Annotated in this window: 12 protein-coding genes and 1 pseudogene; 10 read left to right on the top strand and 3 right to left on the bottom strand. The window is 30.9% G+C overall.

Annotation, left to right across the window (positions count from 1 at the left end):
- Positions 1 to 7 precede the first annotated feature (7 nt).
- The 6 genes from lgt (at position 8) to F0000_RS22220 (ending at position 3,810) form a co-directional block, all read left to right on the top strand.
- Positions 8 to 838 (top strand): prolipoprotein diacylglyceryl transferase, encoded by an 831-nt coding sequence (gene lgt / locus F0000_RS22195; RefSeq protein ID WP_149626915.1) that lies wholly within the window; start codon positions 8 to 10, stop codon positions 836 to 838.
- 1 nt (position 839) lies between these two features.
- Positions 840 to 1,244: a hypothetical protein gene (locus F0000_RS22200; RefSeq protein WP_149626916.1), complete on the top strand. Its 405-nt coding sequence runs from the start codon at positions 840 to 842 to the stop codon at positions 1,242 to 1,244.
- Positions 1,228 to 1,491: a DUF3098 domain-containing protein gene (locus F0000_RS22205; RefSeq protein ID WP_149626917.1), complete on the top strand. Its 264-nt coding sequence runs from the start codon at positions 1,228 to 1,230 to the stop codon at positions 1,489 to 1,491. Before F0000_RS22200 ends, F0000_RS22205 begins: the two co-directional genes overlap by 17 nt.
- Positions 1,492 to 1,554: 63 nt before the next feature.
- Positions 1,555 to 2,349, top strand: a complete 795-nt coding sequence (locus F0000_RS22210) for an undecaprenyl-diphosphate phosphatase (protein ID WP_149626918.1) — start codon at positions 1,555 to 1,557, stop codon at positions 2,347 to 2,349.
- A gap of 6 nt (positions 2,350 to 2,355) precedes the next feature.
- Positions 2,356 to 3,063 carry a tRNA pseudouridine(55) synthase TruB gene (gene truB / locus F0000_RS22215; RefSeq protein ID WP_149626919.1) on the top strand — a complete coding sequence of 236 codons (708 nt, stop codon included), beginning with the start codon at positions 2,356 to 2,358 and terminating at the stop codon, positions 3,061 to 3,063.
- Positions 3,064 to 3,096: 33 nt separating this feature from the next.
- Positions 3,097 to 3,810 (top strand): hypothetical protein, encoded by a 714-nt coding sequence (locus F0000_RS22220; protein ID WP_149626920.1) that lies wholly within the window; start codon positions 3,097 to 3,099, stop codon positions 3,808 to 3,810.
- A 109-nt stretch (positions 3,811 to 3,919) separates the two neighbouring features.
- On the opposite strand, the gene F0000_RS22225 is transcribed toward F0000_RS22220, so the two are convergent.
- On the bottom strand, positions 3,920 to 4,531 hold the full coding sequence (locus F0000_RS22225) for a thioredoxin family protein (protein WP_149626921.1): 612 nt from the start codon (positions 4,529 to 4,531) through the stop codon (positions 3,920 to 3,922).
- 292 nt (positions 4,532 to 4,823) lie between these two features.
- On the opposite strand from F0000_RS22225, the gene F0000_RS22230 reads away from it, so the two are divergent.
- On the top strand, positions 4,824 to 5,387 hold the full coding sequence (locus F0000_RS22230) for a DNA-3-methyladenine glycosylase I (RefSeq protein WP_149626922.1): 564 nt from the start codon (positions 4,824 to 4,826) through the stop codon (positions 5,385 to 5,387).
- Between the two features lie 258 nt (positions 5,388 to 5,645).
- On the opposite strand, the gene F0000_RS22235 is transcribed toward F0000_RS22230, so the two are convergent.
- On the bottom strand, positions 5,646 to 7,328 hold the full coding sequence (locus F0000_RS22235) for an AraC family transcriptional regulator (protein ID WP_188112225.1): 1,683 nt from the start codon (positions 7,326 to 7,328) through the stop codon (positions 5,646 to 5,648).
- A gap of 389 nt (positions 7,329 to 7,717) precedes the next feature.
- Here F0000_RS22235 and F0000_RS22240 point away from each other — a divergent pair, with 389 nt between their 5' ends.
- From F0000_RS22240 to F0000_RS27920, 3 genes are all read left to right on the top strand, one after another.
- A complete protein-coding gene (locus F0000_RS22240) occupies positions 7,718 to 8,095 on the top strand; it encodes a transposase (protein WP_149626924.1) in 378 nt (125 codons plus the stop codon).
- Entirely contained in the window at positions 8,077 to 9,006 is a 930-nt protein-coding gene (locus tag F0000_RS22245; RefSeq protein ID WP_188112226.1) for an IS1380 family transposase, read from the top strand. Before F0000_RS22240 ends, F0000_RS22245 begins: the two co-directional genes overlap by 19 nt.
- A gap of 628 nt (positions 9,007 to 9,634) precedes the next feature.
- Positions 9,635 to 9,784 (top strand): hypothetical protein, encoded by a 150-nt coding sequence (locus tag F0000_RS27920; RefSeq protein ID WP_188112227.1) that lies wholly within the window; start codon positions 9,635 to 9,637, stop codon positions 9,782 to 9,784.
- Between the two features lie 250 nt (positions 9,785 to 10,034).
- Here the strand turns inward: F0000_RS27920 and F0000_RS27925 are convergent.
- A pseudogene (locus tag F0000_RS27925) lies at positions 10,035 to 10,222 on the bottom strand (IS4 family transposase); the annotation flags it as partial.

The following is a 10,222-nucleotide window of genomic DNA, read 5'->3' on the forward strand; positions in this document are numbered from 1 at the left end:
AAAAAAAATGGAACCTATTCATTGGGATATTGATCCCGAAATCATAAAGCTCTTTGGTGTTTTTCCGATTCGCTATTATGGTTTATTCTTCGTTTCTGGACTATTAATAGGGTATCAGACATTAAAACGTTTATATATTACCGAAAAGATTCCTACTCAAAACCTTGAGGAATTGACAACTTATATTTTTATTGGAACTTTTGTAGGTGCTCGATTAGGGCATTGTTTATTTTATGACTTTTCCTATTTTTCGCAGCATCCTTTAGAAATATTTCTTCCTTTTAAAATTGTAAATGGCAATTGGCACTTTACAGGATTTACAGGGCTGGCAAGTCATGGTGGTGCGATTGGTATTTTAATTTCTATTATGATATTTGCATCCAGAACCCGCACCCCTTTTCTATGGATTATGGATAAAGTAAGCATTGTAATCCCGATTGGATGTGCTTTTATTCGTTTTGGTAATTTTATGAATTCAGAAATTTATGGCAAACCAACACAAGCAAATTATGGAGTAGTTTTTATGAGAGATGATCTTATCCCAAGACATCCTACGCAACTATATGAGGCTTTTTCTTTTTTAGTTGTATTTGCAATTCTATGGTATCTCAATAAAAGAAAAATAGCAGCGTCTGCTCATGGAGTATTGTTTGGGATTTTCTTACTACTTATGTTTTCTGCTCGATTTATTATTGAATTTTTTAAAGAAAATCAAGTGGCTTTTGAAGATCATATGACTTTAAACATGGGACAAGTTTTGAGTATTCCTTTTATATTAATAGGTATTTTATTAATTATTTTTAGTAAAAAGCTTCTAATTAATATCACAAAAAATTAGAATGAATAAAACTGGTAAAATATTTTTCTCCATATCTTCTGTATTGTTTATTATCTTTATGTGGATTGCTATTCAGACATTTAAACCTATTCGCAATGTGCAACCTGATGAAGTCATAGAAATTACCGGGATTGTCACCAAAATAGAAGAAGGTGCTGGTTTTGATATTGTTATATCTTTAAAAAATGACAGTCATTACTATTATATCAATCGAGGATTACAATACGGGCTTTCTATAAAGCAATTAAGAAATGAGTTACTAAATAAAAAAGTTAGATTGTATCCTATCAAAAGATGGACTATATTTACGCGTGACGGAATTATGGGTCATATTTCTAAATTAATGATTGAAGACCAAGTGATTTTTAATGAACTAAAAAACGATATTCATGAGCAAACGATCTAATAACAATATGCCATATAAGCCAGATTTTGTTTTTGGAAAAAAGAATTATAAAATGATGCTAATTGGTATTGCAGTGATTGCCTTTGGGTTTATCTTAATGTCTGGTGGAGGAAGCGATGATCCTAACGTATTCAATCCTGATATCTACAATTTCAGAAGAATCAGACTGGCACCTACTATTGTTCTTATTGGTTTTGGTATTGAAGTATATGCTATTTTATTAAACCCCAATAAGAAGAAAAAATAGGATTTTAATAATTTGTCTTACGGTAATTATATATTTGCATCAAATTATTAGACAGTATTCTTCATGGAAATTATTGATGCAATTATTCTAGGTGTTATACAGGGATTAACAGAATTTCTTCCGGTTTCATCCAGTGGACATTTAGAACTGGGAAAAGCTATTCTCGGAGATGAAAGTGTTCCTGAAGAATCTCTATTATTTACGGTTATCTTACATTTTGCTACTGCATTGAGTACTATAGTGGTGTTCAGAAAAGATATTCTAGAGATTATAAAAGGGCTTCTAAAGTTTAAAAAAAATGAAGAAAGCTTATTTTCTCTAAAAATTATCATATCCATGATACCAGCAGTACTGGTCGGCTTATTTTTTGAAGAACAATTAGAACAACTTTTTGGTGGTAATATTATGTTTGTAGGATGTATGTTGCTCGTCACTGCGGTTTTACTTTGGCTTGCTGACAAAGCAAAAGATACGGCAAAACCTGTTAGTAGCTCAAATGCCTTTGTAATTGGTATCGCTCAGGCGATAGCCATGTTACCTGGAATTTCGAGAAGTGGCGCCACGATCTCCACCTCTGTTTTATTAGGAAATGACAAAACAAAAGCTGCCCGATTTTCGTTTCTGATGGTTATTCCTTTGATATTTGGTAAAATAGCAAAAGATATACTTAGCGGAGACCTAAATATCAATACTGACGGTAGCATTCCTTTATTACTCGGTTTTCTTGCTGCATTTTTTTCTGGTCTTTTTGCTTGTACCTGGATGATTTCCTTGGTAAAAAAGAGTAAATTATCTTATTTTGCCTTATATTGTATTGTTGTTGGTTTTTTAGCCATCGGCTTTAGTTTTACAAAATAACCCCCAATGCTCACCGAACAAGATTATAAAAATGGTCAAATTCTTTTGATCGATAAGCCATTACAATGGACTTCCTTCCAGGTTGTTAACAAACTACGTTGGCTTATTCGAAAAAATTTTGGCATTAAAAAAATAAAAGTAGGACACGCAGGCACATTAGATCCTCTGGCATCTGGCTTGTTAATTATTTGTACCGGCAAGTATACCAAACGAATTCAGGAATTTCAGGGACAAATAAAAGAATATACCGGAACTATTACACTTGGTGCAACCACACCATCTTATGATCTGGAATCAGAGGTTGATAAGGAATTCTCTATTGATCATATTTCAGAAACAATGATACAAGAAGCTACTTTACAATTCACCGGAGAAATAGAACAATACCCACCCGTTTTTTCTGCTTTAAAAAAAGATGGTAAACGGTTATATGAATATGCTCGTAAAGGAGAAGAGGTAGAGATTGCTGCGAGAAAAATAAAAATTGATGCATTCGAAATTACAAGAATCGAACTTCCTGAAATAGATTTTAGAGTAGTCTGTGGCAAAGGAACTTATATCAGATCGTTAGCACATGATTTTGGCAAGGCGCTCAATAGCGGGGGACACCTTAGCGCTTTAAGAAGAACAAAAATAGGAGTGTTCTCTGTGACAGATGCTATGAGTCCTGAAATATTCGAAAATCAGTTGCAAACACAAATCGAAACTATATAAAATATACTAGTATAAAAAGAGTTATAGAGATCTATGGAATTTATAGAAAAACATAAAGCCTTGATTATCACATCTATGTTGATGGGGATTTTTGTACTAAGTCTCTATAATATTAATATGATCAATAGAAAAAAGGAGCAATCAGAGATTCTAATGGAAATCCCAGAAGAACTTCTTGCAAAAATGGAAGAACCCGAAGAGGAAATTATTGAGCAAGAACAACGGGAACTTATAGCTTCTAAAAGGACACACGATGCATACAATGAAGATTTTGAAGACTCTGAGGATTTTGAACAAAGGATTAAATCTTTAACTGAAGCACCAGAAGAAGCATCAGAAGAAATCACAGATCCTAACGAGATAGCAGAAGGAGAAGCCCCCATTGAGGAAGAAATTAACAAGGAAGAAGAAGAATTACCAGATCCTAAGAACGAAGAAAAACCTGTTAGCAAAGAAGCAAATAGTAGACACAGTTCATCAAGCTACACCCTCAAAGATAGAACAGTCGTTGGTCAGCTTCCTAATCCAATCTACACTTGTAATGGTAGTGGTAAGGTCGTTGTAAAAATTGAGGTAAATCAAAATGGCTATGTTGTAGATGCCAAGATTGATAAAAAAAATTCTTCCACCAGAAATGAGTGTTTATTTGATAATGCATTAAACTATGCTCGTGATGCTTTATTTTCTGCTTCAGAAATAACAGAGCAAAAAGGCTCAATCACCTACTATTTCAACTATGGAGGATAATTTATAATGTAAGCGTGCAGTAAAATAAAAAACCCTTTTTTAGTCTTATAAAAAAAGGGTTCTGATTTTAATTATTTTAAAGTAGATTTTATTACGCCAACCAGTATTATTACAACATTTTCTTTAAATCTTCTGCAATATTTCTTCCCTTATCTTTATTATACCAAACTTGCAGATCTTCCTTAAACTGTGGATCCAAACTACCGTGTTCTGCCTTATAATCATGTACCATTTTTGTCGCAATTGATGGTCTTGGGCCCCATGAATCAACTACTTCCTTACTTTGATTATTATATGCTATTAACTTAGGAATAGATTTACCACCATTAGTTAAGAAATTATTCATTAATTCATCATTATCATCTCTGGAAATTATCCTTAAGTTGATACCGTCATTCATCTTTGCTAATTTATTTATGACTGGCAATGATTGTGCAGCATCTCCACACCATCCTTCTGTCAGCACTAACCAAGTAATATTCGCTTCCATCTTAGAGAAAGTATTTTCTATGGATGGATCAATCTTTAATGTTTTATCTAATCGTTTCATCCTACGATCATTTAACATACTATAATTAGTGAGCGCTTCTGATTGCTGGTGCCCTGTAGATTTATTTTCTTTTAATAAGTCACTAACTAACGTTCTATATTCTTCATAAGAGTATGAATTATCTATTCCTTTTTTTATTAATTCATCTATTTCTATCGCTGTGGAATTCATAAATATTTTCTTCAAATTGTTATATATTAAGACGGTTACAAAAAACAAAACTTACATCTTGTCATTGTACTAAATTATAAAACATAATTAAAAAGGGTGTTGTTTTTCAATAAAAAAGAGGCCTAAAATTAAATAAAGTAATTTCTTTTTTTAATACCTTCAATCCCTTAAAATTGTGATGCTGCTTTAATAAAACTTTTCTCAACCCTAAGCAGGTAGCTTATCTATTGCAACCAGAATCTATTACACTAAACAGTAAAAAAACATCCTGATTGTTATAAAAAGAAAAAATATGAAAAAAGAAAAATGTGGTTGGTGTGTGGGAGATTCGTTATATGAATCTTATCACGACAATGAATGGGGAGTGCCCTTACACGATGAACAGCTTTTATTCGAATTCCTGGTTTTAGAAACCTTTCAGGCTGGATTAAGCTGGATAACCATTCTTCGCAAACGTGAGAATTTCAGAATAGCTTTTGATAATTTTGATTATAAAATTATTGCGCAATACAATGAATTTAAGAAAGATGAGCTACTTCATAATGCAGGAATCATCAGGAATAAACTTAAGGTAAATGCTGCAATTAGCAACGCACAAAATTTTATGAAAATCCAGGAAGAATTTGGCAGTTTCGATACCTATATCTGGGGATTTATCGATAGAAAACCTATCATTAATACCTGGAAACATCATAAAGAATGTCCCGCAACTACCCCTTTATCTGATCGTATTAGTAAAGACCTAAAAAAAAGAGGGTTTAAATTTATAGGTTCTACGGTGGTATATGCATTTATGCAAGCCATTGGAATGGTCAATGATCATACTATAAGTTGTTTTAGATATAGGGAGGTTTAATTCGTATTCTCAATTAAAAAGATACGTCTCCATCATCATATACTCTTTATTACTCAATTTTGATCATTAGTTACGATTCATAAATAAGTGCATATATTCTCAAAATATATCTTTTCAACATACTCAACTCTTTTTACAGAGCCAACAACAGAGATAATACCATCCTAAATCATTACTATAAATGATACCTAATCAGCTCAAAAGAACCATTGTTTATTTTGTGGCTAATAATACAAAAATGCCAAAATGCATAATAAGCTATACAACTTTTTCATCGGGCGTAAGTTTTTTAATAAAATATGATGGATATATTCCTGTTTTTTTGTAAAATGATTTTGAAAAAGCACTAGTAGTATTAAATCCGCAAGATTTTGCAATTGCTTCTATTGTAAAACTTCTCAGTTTGGTATCTTCTCTTAATTTTGAAACGATATAATCAATTCTTAAATCATTAATATAAGTATTAAAATTTTTGTGCCTGTAATAATGGATTATTTTAGATAAGTATTTAGAATTGGTTTCAAATCTTTTGGCCAAAAGTGTAGAGGTTATATGAGTTTCTAAAAAGCAATTATTTTCTTCGAATTCATCCAAGTTTTTTAATATTTTTTCCATGATCTCCTGAGGTATTTTTATATAATAATCTTCTTTATACCCAGTAGCGTTTTTAGTTTTTTCTGTTGTAGCGTCAGAAGACCGAACCTGTAAAAAGTCTTCAAATTTTCTCTGATATATTTTTCTTTTTCTATAGTTGAGAATGAATAAAAATATGGTTAACAAGATAGTTCCAAAAAGGGTAATATTTAGTACTACAAAGTTTTCGTTTTTGCTTTCCAAGAGATCAATTATTTTTTCTTTTTCATTTAACAACTCTGGAGTATCATATCCCTCCTGGATTTTTTCTTCCAGGTAATGATTATTGATCTTATTAATACTATCAAACTTTAATAATTTATCGATATAGATTAATTGGTTAGCAATATCGCTCTTTGATTTATTGAACTTTATAAGGTGTTCATAAGCTTTTCGGATTATCTCAGACGGATATTTAGCGATACTATAAATAGAATCCACTTTTTTGAAATTGATTTTTGCTTTTTCCTGATTCTTATTAAATAATTGTATTTTTCCTAAGTAGAAATATGCTGTGATTAAGAATGATTTATCCTGGATCTTACCCAGTTGATCGATGGATTTGTAAATATTCTGATAAGCTTGTTCAATTTTTCTTTCATGAAATAAATTTATCCCTTTGTTAAGTAAGAGTCTGTTATAAATTTCGGAATCATTATTTTTTGCCAAACTCAAATATTTTTCGATGAGTATCGCTGATGAATCTGTTTCTTTGATTTTGGTATAGGTTTCACTTAGCAGTACTATTGAAGAAAGATACGGCAGAACATCTATAGATTCTTTATTTTTCTCATATGTATAGCATTGCTTTAAAATAGCTAATGCTTCTTTATACCGCCCTATTTTAGATTTCAGTTTCCCTATATTATGTTTTGTTATATAAATATATTCTGTATTGTTAACCTTATAAGCAGCTTCTAAAGCTTTGATGTAATTGTCCAACGATTTTTTGTAATCTCCGTGTTCATAATAATAACCGCCTTTAAAAGAATAAGGAACAATAGGAAAAAAATCATGATTTCCATCTGCTGTTAGTTGTATTGAGATATCCAGCATTTTTAGCTTTTCATTATTATCTTTTTGATAAAAATGTAAAAAACTATATGCCTGAGCTTTTCTAATCTTGTTATTTTCTTTTATTCCTTTTTCTAAGAAGGCGTTTAGGTATATTAATGATTTAACAGTGTCTTTAGAAGACAATATGTATTTATCATATAAACCCTGATAGGTGAGTTTTTTTAAAGAATCATGAACAGTATGTATTTTTTCTTGAGAAATCAAATTGATATTACTAAATAGTAATATCATAAAAAAGCAGACTAACTTATTATTTATCATAGAGTAAAGGTTACATTGGGGCAATCTCTTTGCAGGAGATAAGGTATAATTATTTGTAGGTCATTGTAAACATATCTAGTAATAATTTCTAATATCTGTCAACTGATAAAACTCACATTTTTGATAACAATTTTCAGATATGTTTTAATAATAATTTAATTTAATAATTAAACTCATTTGTTTAGTAGTTCTTGTTCTAATTAATATTTTTTTAACACAAAAAAATACCCAAAAAAGACACCATATAATATGATCAATTGTTAACCCGAAAAATTCATTGTATTAGTTGTTGAATGGGTGTAAAATGTTAACTTTAAATGAGAAACAAAAGAATTAACACTTTTTAATTACACCCAAAAATGAGTATTAAAAATACGGTATTTTACAGAGATAACAGTTGTATTTCTGTTGATTTTTCACCAGAAGAAATCAGCTCCGATGGAGCAATTGTTCTATTAGAGAAATTAGAGCGGCGTCATAAAATCATTGATTATTTTAGTAACCAAATAACAGATAAGCGTCATCCATTGTTGATTGTTCACAGTGTCAAGAAGTTACTAAAACAACGTGTTTTTATGTTGATGCAGGGCTATGAAGATTGCAACGATGTTTTTCACTTACAACACGACCCATTGTATAAGGATATTTTAGAAGGAGATCTAGCCTCTCAACCTACTTTGTCTAGATTTGAAAATAGTATAAACAAACTATTTTTTCTTTGTGTTATAGTTGGATAGATCGTTATGTATCCAGTTTAAAGGGTCGTAGAAGTATTACCATTGATATAGACGCTACAGATGATCCTACTTATGGTAAGCAACAATTCTCGATGTTTAATGGATATTATGGTCAATTTATGTACAACGAGCTGTTTTTTCACGATGGGGATACGGGTCAAATCATAGTTCCTGTGCTACGCCATGGTAATAGTCATTCTAATAAATGGTATGTGAGTATTTTAAAACGTGTGATCCACAAAATACGTCAAGTATATCCAGATATGGAAATTATTATTCGTGCCGATAGTGGTTTTAATTGTGCTGGTTTTTATGAATTAGCTGATAAATATGCTTTAAAATATACCATAGGAGTAGCCAGTTATGAAGTATTAAAAAGAAAGGTCTGTAGAGCATCAAAGGCTGTAAAACACTTGTATCTTGAACAAGGACAAAAACACCAACATTTCATTAGTTTCACCTACAAAGCAAAGAGTTGGCATAAAGAACAGCAATGCTATTCCAAAATAGAAAGTACAGGATTAGGAATGAACATAAGACATGTCATTAGTAATTTCAAGGCTACTGAGGCTAGAGATATTTATTTTGGATTTTATGTAAAAAGAGGAGAAGCTAGTGAAAACAGAATCAAAGAGATCAAAAATATGTGCTTTTCTGATCGACTGTCTAATCACGGATTTTTCGCAAACTTCTTCAGATTACTTATCAGCAGTATTGCTTATGAATTGTTTCTAATTCTAAAAATAAAAACAACCAAGTTTGAAAACGCTAAAAAATGGCAGATTAACAGTATTAGAACCTATTTACTAAAAGTAGGAGCCACTATTAAAAAGACCAAACGTAGAATATTTTACCGTCTCTCCAAAGCTTTTGTATATCAAAAGCTATTTCTAGAACTTTTAAAACAGTAAAGGTTGTTACATTGAAAAATATAACAACCTTGGGATAGCTATGTCTTGTGATGAAAAAACACATTTTTAACCCATAGAATAGCAATCAAAACTTAAAAAAATAGTGGAAATTAGCTGCAAAAAATAAAATCGTAGTGCTATCCTATAAAATCAATTCAATCAACCAACAGCATAAGAAAATTCTACGACCGATGAATAATGCGGGTTAAAAAACTGGCTTAAGTAAAGTGTATTTATACCAAATCTATTATAATATAAGACAAATATTTTGTGTCTTTCAGGTATGAGAGGAAAACGAAATTTTATCATATCAGAGGATCTGGAAGAGCTATAGAATTATAAATTGTAAGTATAAGGACTATAGGCTCTCACAATAGTAGAAAATGTTTGTTTTTACTCAAATCTGATATCTATAGTACTCTTGAGTAAGTTGTTGCTTATTTAGGAGTTCATTATTCCACAGTCTAGCGTTGGTTAAAAGTGTATAGTGATGATGGGATTAATACGATTTATAACTAAAAATTTCGCATATTCATCGTTTCTTTTTCCTTTCTACTTCGTTTAAAAAATAAACCGTAGCTATAGCTATGCTTGATTTTTTTGCCTTACATAAAGAAAAAATAATTCAATGAATTTATACGAATTTTTTAATCACAAATCGTATAACAAGTTATTATCCGCTGTTACCAGAAACAAGCCTTCCAAATATATTCATCGACAATTAGAGAGTAATCTTAGAAGTAAAGATTCTGGAGGATGTTGCCCCTTGCTGATATAAAAAATTCCTAAGTACATGACAAAAATTGGTTGATATTTATATTTGACTGATTTAAAGCGTTTAATAATACATTCGCTATATAGTCAAGTCCATATTTAAATATAGACCTAGCTTTTCTACCGTATTTTTTGACTTGAATAGGTTTTATATTCAGGTGTAGATGTATCCCTATCTTATAGCACCATACCAATGCTATGATAACTAATAGTACAAGTTTTTCTATACGCTCTATCTTTTGTAGGTGTGTTTTTTAAATATCAAAACCACTGGATTTCATTGCTTTAAAACACATTTCTATCTGCCATCGTTGCTTGTAATCTTGATTAGCTTGTTGTGGTTTGTTCAAGGATATAATAATCAGGAATTCCCCTTTGTGTAGTTTGCATCCTGAAATGTAACACAGCTCTCCATTAAGAGATACGATTTTATCATAATGTT

The sequence above is a fragment of the Aquimarina sp. RZ0 genome (assembly GCF_008370685.1).
In the GTDB taxonomy this organism is placed as follows: domain Bacteria; phylum Bacteroidota; class Bacteroidia; order Flavobacteriales; family Flavobacteriaceae; genus Aquimarina.